Genomic DNA, 19,647 nt, shown 5'->3' with positions numbered 1-19,647 from the left:
CATGTCACAGACACGCAAACCACACAAAAGACACGGGCGCAATCGCACAGGCTCCTGCAATTTACGCCCGCATTTTCAGACAGGGGATCAGGTGCGCGAATAGACATCCTCATAGCGGATGATATCATCCTCGCCCAGATAACTGCCGGTTTGCACCTCGATCAACACCATCGGCACTTTGCCCGGGTTTTCCATCCGGTGGACCGCGCCCAAGGGGATATAGACGGACTGGTTTTCCGTGACCAGTTTCACGTCGTCATCCACGGTGACTTTGGCAGTGCCTTGCACCACGATCCAGTGTTCGGCGCGGTGGTGATGGGATTGCAGGGACAGCGCCGCACCCGGGTGCACCACAATGCGTTTGACCTGAAACCGGTCGCCCACAACAAGGCTTTCAAACCAACCCCAGGGGCGGTGATCGCGGGGGAAGGTTTCGGCCTGTTTTGCGCCTTGGGCTTTCAGGGCCGCCACAACCACTTTGACGTCTTGGGCGCGGGATTTATCCGCCACCAGAACCGCGTCGGGCATGGCCACAGCCACCACATTGTTCAGCCCAAGGCCAACGATCTTTTGTTCATCGGATTCAGAGCGTAAGAAGGTGTCCTTACAGTCAATCGCCGTGGCCGCGCCATTGGTGGCCACGCCGTTTTCATCCGGCCCGCTTTCCAGCCAGACCGCATCCCAGCCCCCCAGATCGGACCAGCCGCTGGCATAGGGCACCACAGACAGGTTTTGCGCCTTTTCCATCACCGCATAATCAATAGAAATATCTTCGGCCTGCGCCCAAGGGGCGGCGGCAAGGCGGGTAAAGCCCAGATCAATCTGGGCCTCTTTTACGGCGGCGCGGGCAGGGGGCATCAGGCTTGGCGCATGGGCTTCAAAGGCGGCAAGGATGGTTTTGACGGAGAACAGGAAAATCCCCGCATTCCACAGGTAATTCCCCGCCGCCAGCATTTGCAACGCCCGCTCTGCATCGGGTTTTTCCACAAAACGGGTCAGCTTGACAGGGCGCGGTTCGCCGGTTTTCGGGGCCGCTTCCAGTTCCAGATAACCATAGCCGGTTTCAGGGCGCGACGGGGTGATGCCAAAGGTGACCAGATCCCCCGCCAGTGCGGCCTGTGTGGCAGCCCCGACAGCGCCGTTAAAAGCCGCCACATCGGGGATCACATGATCGGAGGGGGCCACCAGCATCAGCGCATCCGGATCGCTTTGCGCCAGATACAGGGCGGCGGCCAGCACGGCGGGGGCGGTGTTGCGCCCTTCGGGTTCGATCAGAATGCTGGCAGGTTCAATGCCGATATTTGACAGTTGCTCGGTCACAATAAAGCGGAAGGCATCATTGGTCAGCACCATAGGCGCGGCATAATCCGCCCCTGACAGCCGCTTGGCCGAGGCCTGGAACAGGCTTTCATCCCCCAGAAGTGGTGAAAACTGTTTGGGATAGGATTTGCGTGACAGCGGCCAGAGCCGTGTGCCGGACCCGCCTGCCAGAAGAACGGGATGGATTGTAGATGCCATTGCTAAAATCTCCTTAACGATCCGCGCCCTGCAGGGCCGACCCAAATCAAATTATCCCCGCAGGGTATCGCGGTTGTCCAGATACCACTGATAGGCATCTTGCAAGCCTTGTTTCAGGCCGATTTGCGCGCTCCAGCCCATGTCTTTCAGGCGGGACACATCCATCAGCTTGCGCGGCGCGCCGTCCGGCTTGCTGGTGTCAAAACTGACGGTGCCTTGAAAGCCCGTCACCTCTGCCACCAAATGGGCCAGTTCGCCGATGGTGACATCACTGCCCGTGCCCACGTTGATGTGGCTCAGCATCGGGTCGGTGTTGGCCTTATAGGTGGCATCATCCAGCCCCATCACAAACAGGCTGGCCTTGGCCATGTCATCCACATGCAGGAATTCCCGCATCGGGCTGCCGGTGCCCCAGATCACCACCTCGGGTGTGTTGGCTTGGGTCGCTTCGTGAAAGCGGCGGATCAGGGCGGGCACCACATGGGAATTTTCGGGGTGAAAGTTATCGCCCGGCCCGTACAGATTTGTCGGCATCACCGAGCGGTAATCCGTGCCATATTGCCGGTTATAGCTTTCGCACAGCTTGATCCCTGCGATTTTCGCGATGGCATAGGGTTCATTGGTGGGTTCCAGCGTGCCGGTCAGCAGCGCATTTTCCTGCATGGGCTGGTCAGCCAGACGCGGGTAAATACAGCTGGAGCCCAGTTGCAACAGCTTGTGCACCCCTGCTTTATAGGCGCTGTGGATCACGTTACATTCGATCATCAGGTTCTGGTAAATGAATTCGGCCGGATAGGTGTTATTGGCAATGATGCCCCCCACCTTGGCCGCCGCCAGAATAACCTGATCGGGCTTTTCGGCTGCCATGAACGCCTGCACAGCCGCCTGATTGGTCAGATCCAGTTCCGAACTGGTGCGCGTAACCAGATCATGCCCCCCCTGCGCCTGAAGTTGGCGCAGAATGGCACTGCCCACCATCCCCCGATGCCCTGCGATGTATATTTTCATGGGGTTTGTCCTAGTAAGCTTCCAAACCATGTTGATTGAGTCTAGCTCGCATCAACCGGCAGCAATTACATTCAGTTCGTTTAAGATATCAAAGGAAAATCTATTCGAAATTTCCATGTTGGATAACGGGGTTGAGCTGACTTTGAGAGCCTCTGTAATTGTATTTGACTGTACAACGATGCCAGCGATCTCATATTTACATTCCTCACCAAGACTCTTCTCGTCGTCTATATGTATTCCAACACTCTCTGAGGCTGAAATTGGGTTCGGCAAAGGCCTAATAACGGAAAGAAGTTTCCACCTTTTCTCTCCTAAGCTTTCAGGGTTCGGGCCCATAGCGCGTTTCCCATCTATATAAATACCTGCACAAGATTCAGCTGCATTTGAGTGTAGGGCTACAATATCGCCAGCTGTATTAATTGGAGAAACATACATTCTATCAAGAAGTAGAAGTGAAAATTTTTGTGCAACTATCCTGCTTTCACGAACCAGTCCCTCACTACCAGCAATATTGGAGAAATCATTATATATTATTCTGCGGAAAGATTGTGCCACATTCTCAGATGAGACCTTACCTGATGCCTTGATTTCATTAAGTATCGTTATCAATTTATATCCGAGGAATCTCGAGATTACGGGCTTAAGATGTGCTTCGTCCATAAAGTATGTATCTATAGCAACAGGATAAACGGAGCATCTGAATGCTCGTTCAATAACCGAATACATATCAAACGTGGCAATACCTAACCGCCTGCAGGCACTGAGTACCGCGTCATGAATCGGCCTTTTAGCTTCAAAATACAGAACTCTCGGAAAACTGACGACCACTGGAATGACATTTTTTTCTGCGCACATCTCAACCAAAGTAAAAATACTATTTAAAACTCGGTCAACTGATGTGTGCCCGTGTGTATATTGATGTTCATCATTGTTCGTTAAATCAATAATCACAAAGTCAAAATTTTCGATATCTTTAGTTGCTACAACCCATGCAGCGTTCGCACTGCAGCTAGAGCCAAGCGAGGCATTTACAAATTTGATACTTGAATGATGTTCAAAAGCCCAAGAAAAACCTTGGTTTAGAACCGAATTCGATGTTCCAGCAAGCAAAACAGAAAGGTGCATTATTGTTGTCCCTAATTAGCCTCTTTGGATGAGCTTGCCCATCAGCTCTCCACCGACACTGGCAATTCCATGCCGTGCTCTTTCAGCAGCGCATGGCGGCGGGCGGTTTTTAAATCTTCGCGCACCATCTCGGCGCACATTTCCTGCACGGTGATTTCTGGCACCCAGCCCAGCTTTTCCTTGGCCTTTGACGGGTCGCCCAGCAGGGTTTCCACCTCGGCGGGGCGAAAGTAGCGGGTGTCGATGCGCATGATCACATCGCCCACAGACAAGGCGGGGGCTTTGTCGCCCTCAATCGCGGTGATGGTGCAGATTTCATCCACATCACTGCCGGTGAATTCCACGCTGATGCCCAGTTCGCCAGCAGACCAGGTGATGAACTGGCGCACGGAATATTGCACGCCTGTAGCGATCACGAAATCCTCGGGGGTGTCTTGTTGCAGCATCATCCACTGCATGCGCACATAGTCTTTGGCATGGCCCCAATCGCGCAAACTGTCGATATTGCCCATATACAGACACTGTTCCAGACCCTGCGCCATATTGGCCAGACCCCGGGTGATCTTGCGGGTCACGAATGTTTCACCGCGCCGCGGGCTCTCGTGGTTGAACAGGATGCCGTTGCAGGCATACATGCCGTAGGCTTCACGGTAGTTGACGGTGATCCAGTAGGAATACAGTTTGGCCACCGCATAAGGCGAGCGGGGGTAAAACGGCGTGGTCTCTTTTTGCGGGGTTTCCTGCACAAGGCCGTACAGTTCGGAAGTAGAGGCCTGATAGAATTTCGTGGTCTTTTCCAGCCCCAACAGGCGGATCGCCTCGAGCAGGCGCAGCGTGCCCATCCCGTCTACATCGGCGGTATATTCGGGCGAGTCAAAGCTGACCGCCACATGGGATTGCGCCCCCAGATTGTAAATCTCGTCGGGCTGGATATCCTTGATGATCCGCACCAGATTGGAGGTATCGGTCAGATCGCCGTAATGCAGGATCAACCGCTGGCTGTCCACATGGGGGTCTTGATAGATATGGTCGATCCGCTGGGTGTTCAGCGTCGATCCACGCCGTTTGATGCCATGCACCTCATAGCCCTTTTCCAACAGAAATTCAGCGAGGTAAGAGCCGTCCTGGCCTGTAATGCCGGTGATAAGTGCTTTTTTCATGTGGTCTGTCTATCTTTACTTATGAGAAGGGTGGGCTGACATCACAATGTCGGCTCGCGAAATTTTTCCAGTTGGTTTAATCTTTCGCATAGGGCAATGTTATCACGATACATCTTTAGCGGAACATTCTGGCTTAGGACTTCGTAAAGAAATGTCGCTTTTTCATATTCCCCGTTTCGCACCAGTCGATTTGAACCTGCCAAAAGGCTTTTCACAAACACTGTCTGTTCGGATTTCCCTGATACGATATCTGGCTGGAAGACGCAGTTCAATAACGCATCCCACGAATTTTCAGACAAATAACAAATGGCAGCTCTCCACTGTCGCATCTTGAATTCATGAGTCTCTTTCATAATAGTCTTAATCGCCAGAAATAACACTTCAGGTTCAGTGCTTTGCGCGACATATCCAAAGTTATACTTTTCACAAATATGAGCCAGCCAGCTTCCAGATAACACAATCGGAATAACTCCATACATCAAGCAATCGACAATAGCACCGCTCGTACGGACCTTGAATATATCTTTTTCATACGGCAGGACAGCAATATCGCTGGAGAAGTATAAATCACGGATTCCTTGATCATCAAAATCCCCCTCTTCTATGATGATCCCTGATTTTAAGTCTTGTGGAATCTGCTGTGTCCGGTCTCGGACGCGTAATTCAAAGTTTGGTTTTTTATCAAGGTAATGACGAATAAACCGTAGTGTAGTGTCATCTCCTTTACCTTTACTCATCAAACCTGGGAAAAAAACTGTGGAGGAGACAGTTTTTGAATCCTGATAGGACTTTCCTGTAAGCAGTTCAACGGCTTGAGCATCTGACTCCAATGGAGAGGGATTGGGAATAAAGTCGAACATAAAACCTGTTTGATCCAGTATCTCATTCCTATGGAGCTGCGACATCGCTAGAAATGAAATTTCTCTATCAAACTTTAACCCACAATACCGTTCAGGGTCACACGCTGTATCCTCCAAAAAATCCCAGAATGCGTTGATCGTAATTGGCGCAATTTTATTATGAGGTACTTCTGACAGCGCAACGGCGAGTTTACTACTGCCGCAATAATAAAATACCCCTACCTCATTATACTGCTCCCACTCGGAAACCTTTTTCAAACCATTGGCCAGCTCATTCAGAAACTGATTGGCAATTTTTTCCTCACGATTGAGAGCATCTCTACGTAGTAATGAAAAATGCCCAGAATCTTGTGAGAATGTCGGGAGTAGCCAATCATATGAAATTTGGCAGGTCTTATGGGAAAGGCAGACATGATCTATCTCGGCCTCAGCACAGGCATTCCTAATACGCTTTTCATAATTCAGAAAATGCCCGAAATCAGTCTTCAAATCTGGATTGACTGAAATCAGAAGGCGTTTTTTATCAGACTGAGGAGTAAACCTGAAATTATTACAATCCAAGGCTTGGCTAATATCCATTTGCAACCTCCCTGATTACTTGCCCATATTCCAGGGCAACTTGCCCCCAAGGCCGGTAATATTTTCCAACCGGTCCAGATGTTATGGCGAGGGCATTTTGTATCTTTTCCTCGATGTCTTTGGGATTTTGAGGATCGAAGAAAATGCCGTCCTTTCCTGCAATTTCTCGATAGATCGGGATGTCAGAGAGCACTGGTATAACTCCCAACCTTAGAGCATTCAAAACAGGGATGCCGAATCCTTCATAAGTAGAGCCAGACACAAAAACTTGCGAAGAACCCATTAGAAAGTTCATTTGAGCATCTGGCATACCCGAAGAAAATAGGACTTTAGGACTAAAGGATGAGACTAGCTCTGAAATACCTGCATCTATGTTTTCTCCTCCAGCGATAATAACCGAGACTTCGTTGTCGTGCCGCATAAGATTATCAAGGGCCTGACGTACCTGAAAAAAGTTCTTGTATAGTCCACGCCCACCCACATGAATAATTTGTTTGTGAACCTTCAAGGGTGCTTCCATGTCTGTGTCATGACCGTGATAGATAACAAAGTTCTTTCTATCCTTGTATTGTGAATAAAGAGACATCCCCTTCTTCTGAGTCTGTCGTGAGACATTGATAATGGCCGTGGCCGCAGAAAAAGCCGTAGCCTTACGTTGTAAAACACCGCGCGTTGATTCTTTTGCTGCCAATATTTCCAGTTCTTCATGGGCGAAGTCATGTGCTACAATCAAATATGATGCGCATTGTGGAAAAATGTTTTCCCCATAGTAAGTATTCAGCACGAGATCTACTTTGTTTCTAATAGCAGCCGCAATTTCGCTTTCCCGTTGCTGGCAATATTTTTTCTCAGCATATTTATTATTATCACTAGGAGGTAAGGTGGATTCGATAATATGAAATTCTGTCCCCACGGTTTCTAAAAGTTCTTGCAAGTGGATATTTTGTCGACTGTTCGGATAAAGTATCATTGAAATAGTGAACTGATCTCGCAAGGACTTCTCCTGCAGGATTTTTGCCCATAACTGGCTAACCCCCCCCTTACTTTGTAAGGCGAATGTGCGTCCATCAATCAAAACATGGAGTCGTTTTTTCATGCCTGAAAACACCTATAAAAAGAAGTCGTTCGTGCTCTAACCGTTTTACCCTGTGCTCTAGACAGCATAACGCGTTCTGTTACTTGTTGATCAACGATATCACCGTAGTTCTGGAAATCTCGGTCGGCAAAGAAAGCTGGATGAGCAGATCTAACGTCTTGCATCAAATCCGCATATTGGTGAACATCTGAATGGCCCCAGAAATATTTATCAGTGCTACTACGTCCAGTGAATCCACACAGATCAACCTCACTCCCCATAAACATCGCTAAGGGTAGCAAAAACATATTCAGAACGCTTTCACCCGGGAAGACACGATAATCTTCATCTAAATTAAATCCGAATTCCTTTCGGCCTGCTGGAATTCCACAAATATAGGGCTCAAATTCAGGAACACGCCGCCGCAGGAACGCTGCGAATTTATCAAAGGTAACAAAAAGAGCATCGTGGCGGTGCAGAGCCCATAGTGTATCCGACAGTAAACGAGCGCTATACCGGTGAGAGCTAAAATGAAAATGCGCGTCAGTTGCTACAATTAAGCCCAAATTCATACGGTTCAAAAATGCGCGGTTTTTAACAATTGTATTGCAAACGATACTATAGGAGTCATTGAAATCCATTCGCAAAGCTTCGTTGATTGAAGGCCCTGTACCAAAAACAGAAATCTTCCCCCCTAAACTTTTCTGATCTCTCTCAGAAATCAGACGTTGGCGCGATCTCTCGAGAAAGGCAGCGTCTTCCCCCCCGAAATACCAATAGGAAAAGCAGACGCAGAAATAGGCATCCTGTAAATGATCTTCCGGTGTCCCAATAAAATAATGCTGAGCAGTCGCTTTTTTATCGGTGGCCCCCGTTTTTACCGGATTGGATCCAAGTAACTTTTTTGTCGCCACTGGAACCGGTCTCTTAGAAATGTCCGAGGTACGCACCAAAACGATATCTACAGATGTAAAATCTTCACTAGCCTCTACAAAGTTCACTTTTCCACTATCCCATAATGAGGCAACTGAAACGTGATCCGTGATAGTTTGCGTGATATAACCTTTTTCAACGGGGATCATGATCTTGTCACAGCAATGACCAAAAAACCAACTAAAGTATGATTTGGCCCCTATGGCCCCGCCATAATCATCCTGTTTGAGTGGCGGCCAAACCATAAAAGTTTTTTGAGTTGGGTGCATTGTTCAATTCTATTCTTTGGTATCTTCAGTTTTTAAATCTTTTTATCTCAAAAATCCTGCGATCTTATCGATGGCTTCGTGGCTGGCACGAATGACGGCGTCTTTGGTGTTGGATCCATTATGTGTCCCAAAAATGCACCGCGGCATATCTCGGAGCGGGGAATTCTGTGGTAAAGGCTCTATTTCGAACACATCCAAGGCAGCGCTATAGACTTTGCCGCTTTTGAGGGCAGCAATCAAAGCGGGCTCGTCGATCAGCGGGCCGCGGGCCACGTTGACGATGCGGATACCGTCTTTGGCCTGCGCCAGCACATCCGCATCCAGCATGTGAAAGTTATGTTGGTTCAGCGCGCAGGTGAACACAAGGAAATCCATCTCTTCCACCTGTTCAGGCCAGACCGCACGCCCCAGACCCGCAATGCCGCCATCCCCGTTCACGCCGGGGTCATAGGCAACCACATCCATTTCGCAGGCCATCAGCCGCGTGATCACATTGCGCCCGATGTCGCCCATGCCGATCACACCCACCTTTTTGCCCGCAAGGCTCATGCCCGGGGGTTTGGGCCAGGCATTGTCAAGGCGCACGGCGCGGTCCACTTCGAACAGGTGACGGGCCAGACCGATCACATAGCCAAGCGCCATATCCGCCACTTCGCGGCCAAACATCATCGGCGTGTTGATGATCGGGATGCCAAGGTCTTTGCAGGCCGCAAAATCCACGTTATCCACCCCGATGCCCCATTTCACAGCCGCCGTCAGCTTGCCCGCTTTGGCCGCTTTGAACACATCCGCCGTGGCAGGGTCATCGCCGATGATCCAGCCGTCGTATTGGGGGATCAGGTCCTTGAGTTCAGGTTCGGACAGGATTTGCGTCACTTTCGCAGGCACCAGTTCCACGCCGCGCGCGGCGGCATATTCGGTGAATTCTTCGATCAACCCCAGCATAGGGGGGCAGGTAACAACGACCTGTTTCATGATTTGGCTCCGGTGTTGTGCAGGATACCGGCGGCGGCTACGGCCATGTCCCAGTCCTGCGGTGTGTCGATGTCGCTGGCTTCCAGCCCCGGGCTTTCGTGCATCATCGGTTTTGACCCGATCCGCGCTTTGGTGCTGGCGAAACTGTCGGCGGTAAAGATGTAAAGGTTCGAATTTTCCTCAAACCAGGGCTCCAGATCCTGTGTCTGGATCAGATTGTCAGGGTCGTGATTGATCGCCGAACAATCCGCGCGGTAAAACCGGGTCTGGATTTTATTGACGGTAAACAGGGAATCCGCAGTGCCCGCAGCCTGTGCGGCGCTGAATTTGGCCAAAGCCGCGCCGATGGTATCGGCTGACAGCAAAGGATTGGTGGTATGGGTCATCATATAGACATCCGCTGGCACTGCGGCCACGTCATCGGCGATGATCAGGTTCATCGACACCTCATCCCCGATCAATTCGGGTTTGCGATCACGGATGCGCACGCGGTCGGTTTCCACCAGACCGTTTTCAGCCAGAATATGACGGGCATCGGTGTTGATGATCACCTCGTCGATTTCCTCAATCGCCAGCAGCGCATCAAGGATCCAGCGAAACAGAGGCTTGCCGCAGAAATCGCGAAAATTCTTACCCTTAACCCTTTGGCTGTTCGCCTTCATGGGCAGCAGGGCGACGATGCGGTTTGAGCCAGTCATTGCGGTCTTCACTTTCATTGGTAGAGGGGTAGAAAAACTTTTCTTTTCTGGCCCGTGACAGGCGCCGCAACGCGTGGTTGCCCTTATAGGAGCCGATGTATTGATGCCAGCGGTATCTGAAAACATTGCGCCATGAGGACAGGAAATGGCCGGTTTGTGCCGCAGAGCGCAAATCCATCGCGATGCTGGTCACAATATAGCGTGCCAGATCCAGCGCAGAAATCGTCACGTCGGGCATAATCTGTTGCAAAGCAATGGCTTCGCGTTCAAAGCGCCGCCGCACAGAGGCCCAGGTTTCGCTGTGGTGATGGAACACGGGGGCTTCGGCCACATAGCCCACCTTATGGCCTTTGGCGACCATCCGTTTGGCAAGGTCCATGTCTTCAAGGCCGGTCAGTTCCTCGTCGAACCGGTGTTCGTCCCAGGCGCTGCGCAAGACGGCGGAATTGGCGTTGTTGCAAAAGAAACCTTCTTGGGGAAGGGTGGATGTTTCGGGGAAATATTTTGCAAAAATCCGGCGCTCGGAATAGTGGCTGTCATCATCGCCCACCTGACGGCCATAGGCATAGCTGCACACCCCGTCGATCAACGGCTGGCACAGGTTTTGCAGCCAATGGTCATCGACGGGCACACAATGCCCGCTGATCAGCACCAGAATTTCGCCATCCCCAAAGGCACAGCCCCGATTAAGCGAGCGCCCGAAGGAAAATTCCTGTTTGGTGATTGTGGTTATTTTACAGCCGTGTTTGCGGGCTATTTCAACCGTTCCATCGGTTGAACCGGAATCGATCAGCACCACTTCATGGTCCAACCCGTCAGTGACTTGCCGCCCGATCATCGTCAACAAAGCCCCCAGATGTCTGGCCTCGTTTAAGGTACGAATAACAATGCAGGCGCGCATGGTTTAGGGTCCAATCAACTGGCAGCGAAAATCTATCAGAACTATTGCTTATACAAAATTATTCCCAACCTTACAGGGGCCTTTTAGCTTATGAGCGGAAGACCGATCAACCGTCAAAAATGTCGCTGAGGCTTTGTTTTTGGAATATCTCGCAGGCGCCGTCTTGGGTGGCGTCGATAATTTCGCGTCCCTCGGCGGCAAAAATATCCCGCGCGATGGTATAAGACTCTTCAGAGCGCCGTAAATCAGGGTTGTCCCAGCTCTGCCCGGAAAAATACGCAGGGCTGAAATGGTTCACATCAGGCCCGTCCATATGGCGGGCTTCATGGGGTTTGCCGCTGAATTCAAAGCGGTGGTCCATGCCCACAATCACCACGCGCTGAAACCCCATATAATAGGCAATCTGTAATGCGGCATAGGTCACCGTGCCACCTTCGCGGATGCCCGCCGTGATGTCGCGGCAAAAGCGGGCGGGGGGGGATTTGGTGTTGATATGATGGCACAGCGCATCCTCGGGCAGATATTGCGCCCCTTTGGTGCCGATGAATTTGACACAGTTCATCGCCGCCAGATCCGCGGCGGATTGCTGGATCACCTTTTCATTCACCGCCACCAGATATTTCGGATAAAACCCGAATTGATCCAGCCCCAGATGGATTTTATTCAACCCGATCACGGTCTGCCGCTTTAACAGCCCCAGATCCGTCTTGTTCAGCGAGGGACCATTACACACCAGCACACAGGTTTCCCCCCTATGGCGGGCCTTAAAGCGGGACAGGCGGGGATTGTGTTTGGGCATGGGTCAGGCTCCGGCAATCAGGGTTAGGCAATCAGGTTCAGGCAGTCAGGGTTTGCAGGGCGCCAATCAAGGCGTCGCGCAGGCGGGCACGTTCGTGGATCATCGCCTGCGGGGTACAAAAGAGAGCGGCCAATTGTGCTTGGGCCTGTGTATAGCGGTCATAAAAGGCATCCTCAAACGGGAATCCGTTGATGGTTTCCACCGCCTGTTCAGGGGTTTGGCCGAACAGGTTCACCCAAGTCCCCGCAGGCACAATACCATGGACGCGGTGCGCAAGGGATGCATAATACAACGGCACCCCGCCCACCGCAAAAGCGTCAAAGAATTTCTCGGTCACATAGGTGCGCTGGTGGGTGTTTTCCAAAGCCGAGACAAAGCGGCAGCGCCCGTCCAGTTCCAGCAGTTTTTCCAGATGCCAGTCGCTCAAAGCCTGCCGCACCACCCCCTTGCGCCAACCCAGCCCCGCGCGCAGCACGTCCCCGGTTTGATAGGCCCCCCTCTGATAGGCTCCCGTCTGATAAACCGCCGTCTGATAGACCGCAGTCAACTGGCTGCGAAACCGGCACAGCCCGTAAGTGTCTTGCTGCGGAAAAGACACCGCGAATTTTTCGCCCAGACGCTTTTCCGCCACAAAAGCGGCCTGTAGGGCAGGGGCGGCAAAATGCACCTTCCAATCCGCCGCAGATTTGCGCGCATTTTTCCCAAACCGATATGCATAGCGCGCCGCATAGCTGTGATCCGTCAGCAGGAAATAGGGAATCCGGTCAAAGTCAAAAATCCCGCTGGTGGAATGGTTTAGCACGCTAAACGAAAGCGTCTGGCCGTTGTGATCAAACTGCTGGTCCCGGGCAAACGGGTCCGCGCCCCAAATAGTATCCCAAAACGGTTCTTCCGACAGCAAAACGATCTTTTGATCCCCAAGCCCTGCCAGAATATCCGCACAGTTCAGCAGGTCTTTGCTATGGGCGATCAGGATGATGTCAGCCTGTTCGACCCGATCCACCAGCTGTAGATCAGGCGTGCACAGATCCCGTAACGGCGGATAGGCAAAGGGCTGGCGATGGGCATATTTGCCAATGGGGCAGAGTTTGATCACAGACCGTCCCCCCGATGCCCAAGGCCCGCCATCTTATTGCGCCTGACTGTCTGGATCATACCCCAGACGGGCGCAAAGCGTGGTATAGGTCGAACTGGTCAGACACTCTGCCGCCACATCTTCGGGCACAGAGCGGCGCGCGCGTTTTTCAATCACCAACCCGCCGCGCCCGCTGTCCCCCGTCAGGCCGACAACAGACAAAAGATCCAGCACATCCGGCACAAACGGCACCTGCAACACAGCACATATAGCCGCAAGCGTCTTATCCGTATCGGCGATAAAGTCTTCATACTTAAAGACTTCAACCCCTTCATAACACGTCAAAAAAGCAAGGTAGCGTTTACAGTATTCATCAAAGGTTCTGGGGAGAAACAAGTCCCATTTCTGATAGCGAAGACTAAGGAATGAATCCAGCGGATGGCGCACAGTTACCACAGAAAGTATCGGGAATTTTTGCGCAATCACCGCTTGAAACGTGGGGCGGTCGGGAATTTCTGCACCTGTGCAAAAATGCGAATGGGTGTGATCGCGCAACACAAGGCGGGTGCCTGTTGTGTTTGAATGATCATAAAGCACCTCAAGACCCGCTAAGAATAGGCTTACCAAGGTTTCGTCAGGTACAGGGCGCAGGTTATGGCGCAGGTGTAAAATCAGATCAGAGGGCGCAAACATCAAGTCACGCATGGTACTTAGGGGATCAACCTCACTTAACAGTTGGGTGTTGGGCATCACCGCCAGACATTTACTGAACAGGGTGCCGCCGGTGCAGGCGAAATGGTGGATGGTGCGGATCGGCTCGGGGGGGCGGGCGGCGATTTCTGCGCTGGTGTGCTGGCATTTCTCCAGCAGGCTGGACAGGGGCTGTGTCACCAGCGCCTGCCGGGCAGGGGGGGCTGTGCGGTCTTGCAGCAGACCCAAAGCCTCCTCGATGGAATGTAAAAGAGCCTCTGACTCGCTCATGATGTGCTGCGTTTCTTTCCAGAATCCTTGCGGGGGGCTTTGACCGCCGTTTTTTTAGGGGCTGGTTTTTTAGGGGGCTTTTTTGGTGTCTTTTCAGGCGCTGCTTTTGGGACAGCAGCAGGCTCTTTGACAGCCTCATCCAAGGCCGATACCGGAGTCTCTGCGGCGTCGCTCGACATCAGCCGCAAATGCCGGGCGGCGCTTTCCAGTTTCTGGGTCAGTTGGGACAGCAGGTCTTCTTGATCGGTTTTTTCCTGCAACAGGGTCTGATAGCGTTGTTGCAGATCGTCAAAATCCGCCCGCACCAGAGATTGCATTTTGACTGACACCCGCAAATCCGCCAGCGCGCTGTTTTCACGGTTGCGGGCCTCGGACAGGGCGGTGTTCAGATCGGCTTTTTGGGTGTCGGCCGCGGCAATGCGGGTGTCGAACTGTTGCTGCTGGTCCTGCGCCGCTTTCAACTGGGTTTGGGCAGTCTCCAAATCCTGCAGGGTCTTGGCATGGGCATCGCGCAGGCCCAATGCCTCGGATTGCAGGGTCGAGACCTGCTGCGCGGTGGCGGCTTTATCCTGTTCAGCTTTGGCCAGTACGGCGCGCAGCTCTGCCCCTTCGGCCTGCAAGCTGGCGATCTGCTGCGCGGTGGCGGCGGCATCCTGTTCTGCGGTGTCTTTGGCCGTTTTCAACTCTGCCGCAGCAGCGGCTTTGACCCCAGCCAATTCATCTTGCAAGGCGTTGTTTTTCAACATCAAAGGGTCTTGGGCAAAACAGCTGACCGGCCAGTCGGGATCATCATCCGCAAAGACGGTTTCCAGACGATACCCCTGTGCATCCAGCAGGGTCTTTACGCTGTCCGGCGTGCCGGCCCCCGCAAAATAGGGGGTGCGGCCCATGCGCAGGGCGATCTGCTTAAATCCGGCCAGATGGCCCGTGTCGATCAGATCTTGCAGGATCGCCAGTTCCTCGCCCACAGCTTCAATCACCAGAGTGTTAAAGCGGGCCCTGTCCAGCGGGGTCCGGGCCAGAATATCCGACAGCGGACCAGTATCCACCATAGGGGTTTTCACCACCCGAATGCCCGGCAACAGATCGCGCAGCCCGTCGGGGGCTTTCAAACAACTTAGGTCGGCAAAGTTCAGAATGTGAAACGGCGCCTGACCTTTTTGCGGCGCAATCGCCTGTTCCAGCACCACATCCGCCGCTGTCTTGCGCGCCAGTTCGGCGGCATATTGCGGGTTTGGTTCGATCAACAACAGTTGCGTCGGGGCGCTGGCAAGATAGCTGTCCAGCCCGTCACACAGTCCCGCGCCCACATGGACAATCGCCCCGATCGGGCCGGCAGGGAATTTCAGATATGGATGGGGCATAATCAGATCTCGTCCTTTGACCCTTTCAAAGAGTCCTTCACTTTGCGGATCGGTCCGGTAACTTTCCACGAGGTCGAGGACACCAACTGTGCCACGGTGTCTTTGCTTTCGCCCAATTCCCGTTCCAGATCGGCAATCCGCCGGGCGCTGGCCTCTAGGGCAGCAGTTTGATCTGCAACCACACGGTCCTGATGCTCTTGCGCTGCGGCTTTTTCGGCCTGCAAATGGGTTTTACGCTTATGGGCTGCTTTAAGCTGGCTTTCATAATCTGCGCAGTCTTTTTCCCGCTTCTGCAAAGCCAGATAATAGTCTTCCAGCTCTTCTTGCACATTGTGCAATTGCAGGGTCAACAGATCGTTGGTCTTGCCCAGATCGGACAGCCCAGCCGCTGCGGCCTGGGCCTCAGACTCCTGTTGTACCGCGCCCTGTTCCAGCTTTTGCGCTGTCAGATAATAGCTTTCCAGTTCTTCTTGTGCGGCATGAAGCTGCTGGACCAACAGATCATTGGCTTTGGCCGCCTCGGCGGCTTCGGTTTGGGACGCAAGTTGTTCCGCTTCCTGTTTCGCCCGCGCTTCTTCCAGCCCCTCGGCGGCTTCGGTTTGGGCCGACATCACCTTTTGATAGCGGGCCACTGCCGCATCCACCTGAATGTTGCGCGCACCGCCAGTGTCCTGACGGGTTTGCGGCCAGATCGAGCTGGCCTCTAACTCCCCGTCAATCCGCAGGCTGTTCAGGGATTGGCTGATCTTCAGCGCGGCAATGGCGCGGTAGACCGGATCCACGTGAAACCCGTTCGACGAATGGGCGGCTGAAAAGGTCAAACCGGTTTGCGCCTGCAAAAGCGCTGCAAAACTGCCCGGCGCCCCGCAAAACGCATCAAAATCCACCAGCACCACATTCTGTCTGTGTTTGCGGTAAAACCCCAGCAACGCCTGATGGGCCGTGTCCCAGTGATCCAACGCCTGATCCAGCGCCCGCCCCGCAGACAGTTCATCCGTCACCGCCAGTTCGGCACTGCGCCAGAACACGATCAGCGCAACCTGTGGGGCCCGTGCCAGCAGATCCTCAAGCGCGCGGACCTCGGCTGTTTTTTCATGTCCCTGAAAGCCTGTTTGCGAAAGACCCGGCGTCTGCACCAGTGTCTTGAACACCTGTTTTACATCGGCCCGTTCCGTTTGGGTGTAATCCGCAAGAAACACTGCCTGCGCCGACGTAAAAATTGATTTCAAGCCCAAGACCGAACTCCCTTCAGATACCCTTAAAAGTGTTAGTAGATTTTCTACCACTCTAAATCCAGCGCGAAGTGACCCAAACGGGGACTGCCCCCCTGATTTGCAAGGCTATTTACCAAGCCAGACGGGGCGCAATGTGGTCAAGTCTATAGGGGCTTTCCGGATAGATACCGCACTTCATAGCAGCGCGCGCCCATCCCCTGCATCACGCCGCATAATGTTTCTTATGTTAAAACAGATCAAAAACCAACACAACCAACACCCAGACATGAAAAAGGCGGGCCTTTTACAGCCCGCCTTTGAATTCTCAAGTCGTGTAATGACTTATTGTGTAGAAGTCGTTGTACCGGTGCCGCCGTCGTCCAGAACAGAGCCCAGAACGATTGCGCCAACAACGGCGCCGACTACAGCTGTGCCAACAGTCAGACCACCAGCCAGAGTGGTTGTTGTCACTGTGGTTGTTGTTGAAGTTGTTGTTGCTGCGGTTGTTTCAGTCTGCGCAACGGCTGCTGTGGACAGCATGCCCAGTACAGCTGCAGATGCGATGCATTTTGCCAATTTCATTTGTATCTTCCTTAATACCAATAGGATCCTGTCGTGCCCTAGCCCAATCCATATCAAACAGCGATGGAAACGTCAAAGCCTTACAGAACCAATAATCGGCACAGATACGCCCGTCGGGGCATCTGTGTCACATGTTTGCTATATCTGGGGCGAAATGCCTAGGATTTACCCAAACTCAGAACCTCTATTTCCGCCCGCCCGAACTTTGGAGAGATAAACTGGCGGGACTGGCGAATGATGCCGCTGCGTGATTCGACCCAATAGTAGTTCTCAAATGTCAGCGGCGCCCCGTGCTGGTCCCTGCCCTGACACCACTCGCGCACCTGATCCACGGTGTAGCTGCGATCCAGGATGGTGATCGCACCGTGGGGGGTGGATTTCAGCTGACAGGTCAGCTTTTGGGTGACCAGTTCTTCATCCCCGCTCAGATAACGATAGGCCCGCGTGGTTTCGCCGGTGCGCAGCCCTGCGGCCAGACCCTCGGATGATAGGGCCATCAGATCAACGCCAAGCCCCCGTGTGCCCACCAGCACGCCGCTGCGAAACATCAAGGCGATGCCGTCACCGGTCATATAGGTGGTATAAGGCCCCTGACGGTCCAACTCGGCCAAAGTAGACATAGCGCCCGTGCCTTCAAGGCGGACCCGGATCAGATTGACCGGGGCTGCATCCACATCAGCGCGGCTGACTTGCAGCACCGCCTGCTGGCTGGCAGCGACCGCCGCTTTGTCTTTCATCGCCCGCTGGCCCAGCCGTTTGGTGATCTCGGTGATTTCCAGTTCGGATTTATCCGACCCGCAAGCCGCCAGCATCAGGGCGACACCAAAACCCAGAACCAGTTTGCCCAAAACCTGTTTCACAGAAATCATCTCCAGACCCTCCCGAAGGTTTTAGACACAGAGCGGCCATCGGCCTCTGATACAATCCCGTACAGGCGGTTATCAATATTCAGACGTGCGCCCCCGTCCCGCGTCAGCGGACGGATCACAGTGTCAATGGAATTGCGCGACGGGCGGCCGATGCCCCAGCTGATCGGGATCGACAGGCTGATCCCCTTGTCAAAGCTGCCCTCGCCGAAATCCTTGAACGGGATGTCTGTCAGGGTAAAGAACGCCCCCACAACCCAGCCGTTGTTAAACTGGCGGTTCACCCGAAAGGTGGCCCCGATATCGCCCGCCAGATAGCGGCCCGCATCCACCTGCGCCAGAAACCCGTTGTCCATATCGTAATAGGCCGACACATGCCCCGTCACCACGTCATAGTCGCGAAAGGAAAACCGCTGGTCGAAATCCCGCTGTTTGACGTAGTTCAGCTCTGCGCCAAGGGCCAGTTTGCTGTTGGCCGGTTTCCACAGAACCTCGGTTGAAACCCCGCCGTACATGGTTTCCAGCAAACCCGCAGACACCCGCCCGTAGACATCGGGGTGCAGCTTGAACAGGTAATCCGCCGTCAGCCGTTCCAGCGCAGGATCGCCCTGACTGAAATAGCGCGCAGCAAAAGACCGGACACGGGGGATTTTCGGGTTGGCCCCGCCGCCCCGCGTGATGTCATCCAGATTGCCGATCAAGGGTTTGATAATCGAGCCGCTCAGCGACAGGCCGGGTGCAAGGGTGTAGCTGGCCTTGGCCCGCACGCCAAATTCAATCCGCACCGGTGCGTCCGGATCAAAAAAGCTGGTGCGCACGGATGGGGCAATGCTCCACTTAAAGCGGGGATACATACCATCCACATAGACCAAATCATCGGGGCGGGTGGACGGCGCGCTGGCCACCACACTGCGCTCTTGCAGTTTTTCCGCGCCATATGGATCGTAAGACAGGGTTTCCACGTCACGGCGCTGCATGGTTACCGATGTGACCGGCAAATCCTGTTCCACCAGCACAATGTTGAAGGTTTCAATACTGGCAGGCAAACCCCGGCTCAGGGCACGGGCGGCGCGGCCCACGGCCTCGGCCTGTGCCATGAAGGTTTTGTTGCGCAAATACAACGTTGCCGAAGTGGATTTGACCTCCAGCCCCTCCATCTGCAACTGGTTTGCTTCCAGCAGCGGCTTGACCTGCCCGCGAATAATCCGCGGGGATGCAGGGTCCGCAGACCAGTTATCCGCATAGCTGCGCGCCCCCCCCGTCAAAGGCTTGCGCACCAGCACCGGCAGGGGGCCGGATTCCAGCCCGCTTGGCGCGGGGGGATTGTTGGGATTAAAGCTGAGCGAGGCCATCAGCGCCACCTGCCCGCCATTCAGGTAATAGGCCCCGAATTTCACCGAATTATTATAGTCGTATTCCAGCCCGAAGTTGGTGGAAGACTTGCGCTCATAGACCCCTTGGCGCACTTCCACCGCATAGGCATCGGATGAATATTCCGCCTTCAGGCGCAGACCCTTGATCGGGGTCTGCCATTCAAAACCGCCAAAAGGTTTGATCTGCCCGCGAAACCAGTTGCCCGCATCCGGCACACCGCCCTTGCCGATATTGATGGTACGTCCGTTATAGCCTTTGGCCCCGCCCAAACGGCCCCAGCCCAGCCCCCCC

18 protein-coding genes are annotated in these 19,647 nt (G+C 53.4%); all 18 read right to left on the bottom strand.

Annotated elements, in window-relative coordinates; all coding sequences use genetic code 11:
- Window positions 1–87 precede the first annotated feature (87 nt).
- Complete coding sequence (locus GGE09_RS22505) at window positions 88–1,518, bottom strand: mannose-1-phosphate guanylyltransferase/mannose-6-phosphate isomerase (RefSeq protein ID WP_309748303.1); 1,431 nt, start codon at window positions 1,516–1,518, stop codon at window positions 88–90.
- 51 nt (window positions 1,519–1,569) lie between these two features.
- Window positions 1,570–2,526, bottom strand: a complete 957-nt coding sequence (locus GGE09_RS22500; protein WP_309748302.1) for a GDP-L-fucose synthase — start codon at window positions 2,524–2,526, stop codon at window positions 1,570–1,572.
- A gap of 51 nt (window positions 2,527–2,577) precedes the next feature.
- The gene (locus GGE09_RS22495) at window positions 2,578–3,651 is read right to left on the bottom strand and encodes a hypothetical protein (protein ID WP_309748301.1); all 1,074 of its coding nucleotides are present in this window, start codon (window positions 3,649–3,651) and stop codon (window positions 2,578–2,580) included.
- A gap of 41 nt (window positions 3,652–3,692) precedes the next feature.
- On the bottom strand, window positions 3,693–4,811 hold the full coding sequence (gene gmd / locus GGE09_RS22490; protein ID WP_309748300.1) for a GDP-mannose 4,6-dehydratase: 1,119 nt from the start codon (window positions 4,809–4,811) through the stop codon (window positions 3,693–3,695).
- Window positions 4,812–4,852: 41 nt separating this feature from the next.
- Entirely contained in the window at window positions 4,853–6,250 is a 1,398-nt protein-coding gene (locus GGE09_RS22485) for a hypothetical protein (RefSeq protein ID WP_309748299.1), read from the bottom strand.
- On the bottom strand, window positions 6,240–7,346 hold the full coding sequence (locus tag GGE09_RS22480; RefSeq protein ID WP_309748298.1) for a glycosyltransferase: 1,107 nt from the start codon (window positions 7,344–7,346) through the stop codon (window positions 6,240–6,242). The genes GGE09_RS22485 and GGE09_RS22480 overlap by 11 nt, the downstream gene beginning before the upstream one ends.
- Window positions 7,343–8,527: a hypothetical protein gene (locus GGE09_RS22475; protein WP_309748297.1), complete on the bottom strand. Its 1,185-nt coding sequence runs from the start codon at window positions 8,525–8,527 to the stop codon at window positions 7,343–7,345. Before GGE09_RS22475 ends, GGE09_RS22480 begins: the two co-directional genes overlap by 4 nt.
- A 42-nt stretch (window positions 8,528–8,569) precedes the next feature.
- Window positions 8,570–9,502 (bottom strand): phosphoglycerate dehydrogenase, encoded by a 933-nt coding sequence (locus GGE09_RS22470; protein ID WP_309748296.1) that lies wholly within the window; start codon window positions 9,500–9,502, stop codon window positions 8,570–8,572.
- A complete protein-coding gene (locus GGE09_RS22465; RefSeq protein ID WP_309748295.1) occupies window positions 9,499–10,200 on the bottom strand; it encodes an acylneuraminate cytidylyltransferase family protein in 702 nt (233 codons plus the stop codon). The genes GGE09_RS22470 and GGE09_RS22465 overlap by 4 nt, the downstream gene beginning before the upstream one ends.
- Window positions 10,139–11,101, bottom strand: a complete 963-nt coding sequence (locus GGE09_RS22460) for a glycosyltransferase (protein WP_309748294.1) — start codon at window positions 11,099–11,101, stop codon at window positions 10,139–10,141. The genes GGE09_RS22465 and GGE09_RS22460 overlap by 62 nt, the downstream gene beginning before the upstream one ends.
- Window positions 11,102–11,207: 106 nt before the next feature.
- A complete protein-coding gene (locus GGE09_RS22455) occupies window positions 11,208–11,900 on the bottom strand; it encodes a 6-hydroxymethylpterin diphosphokinase MptE-like protein (protein ID WP_309748293.1) in 693 nt (230 codons plus the stop codon).
- A gap of 37 nt (window positions 11,901–11,937) precedes the next feature.
- On the bottom strand, window positions 11,938–12,996 hold the full coding sequence (locus GGE09_RS22450) for a glycosyltransferase family 10 domain-containing protein (protein ID WP_309748292.1): 1,059 nt from the start codon (window positions 12,994–12,996) through the stop codon (window positions 11,938–11,940).
- Between the two features lie 33 nt (window positions 12,997–13,029).
- Window positions 13,030–13,956 (bottom strand): hypothetical protein, encoded by a 927-nt coding sequence (locus tag GGE09_RS22445; protein ID WP_309748291.1) that lies wholly within the window; start codon window positions 13,954–13,956, stop codon window positions 13,030–13,032.
- The gene (locus tag GGE09_RS22440) at window positions 13,953–15,320 is read right to left on the bottom strand and encodes a hypothetical protein (protein ID WP_309748290.1); all 1,368 of its coding nucleotides are present in this window, start codon (window positions 15,318–15,320) and stop codon (window positions 13,953–13,955) included. Before GGE09_RS22440 ends, GGE09_RS22445 begins: the two co-directional genes overlap by 4 nt.
- Before the next feature lie 2 nt (window positions 15,321–15,322).
- Window positions 15,323–16,555, bottom strand: a complete 1,233-nt coding sequence (locus GGE09_RS22435) for a hypothetical protein (protein ID WP_309748289.1) — start codon at window positions 16,553–16,555, stop codon at window positions 15,323–15,325.
- A 321-nt stretch (window positions 16,556–16,876) separates the two neighbouring features.
- Entirely contained in the window at window positions 16,877–17,116 is a 240-nt protein-coding gene (locus tag GGE09_RS22430) for a hypothetical protein (RefSeq protein WP_309748288.1), read from the bottom strand.
- A 158-nt stretch (window positions 17,117–17,274) separates the two neighbouring features.
- Window positions 17,275–17,985: a YjbF family lipoprotein gene (locus GGE09_RS22425; RefSeq protein WP_309748287.1), complete on the bottom strand. Its 711-nt coding sequence runs from the start codon at window positions 17,983–17,985 to the stop codon at window positions 17,275–17,277.
- Window positions 17,982–19,647: YjbH domain-containing protein (locus GGE09_RS22420; RefSeq protein WP_309748286.1), on the bottom strand; the 1,666-nt coding region annotated here is incomplete at its 5' end. The genes GGE09_RS22420 and GGE09_RS22425, both read right to left, overlap by 4 nt.

The organism is Roseobacter sp. N2S (assembly GCF_031454055.1).
Lineage (GTDB): Bacteria > Pseudomonadota > Alphaproteobacteria > Rhodobacterales > Rhodobacteraceae > Amylibacter.
This window is presented reverse-complemented; position numbering and strand designations above follow the sequence as displayed.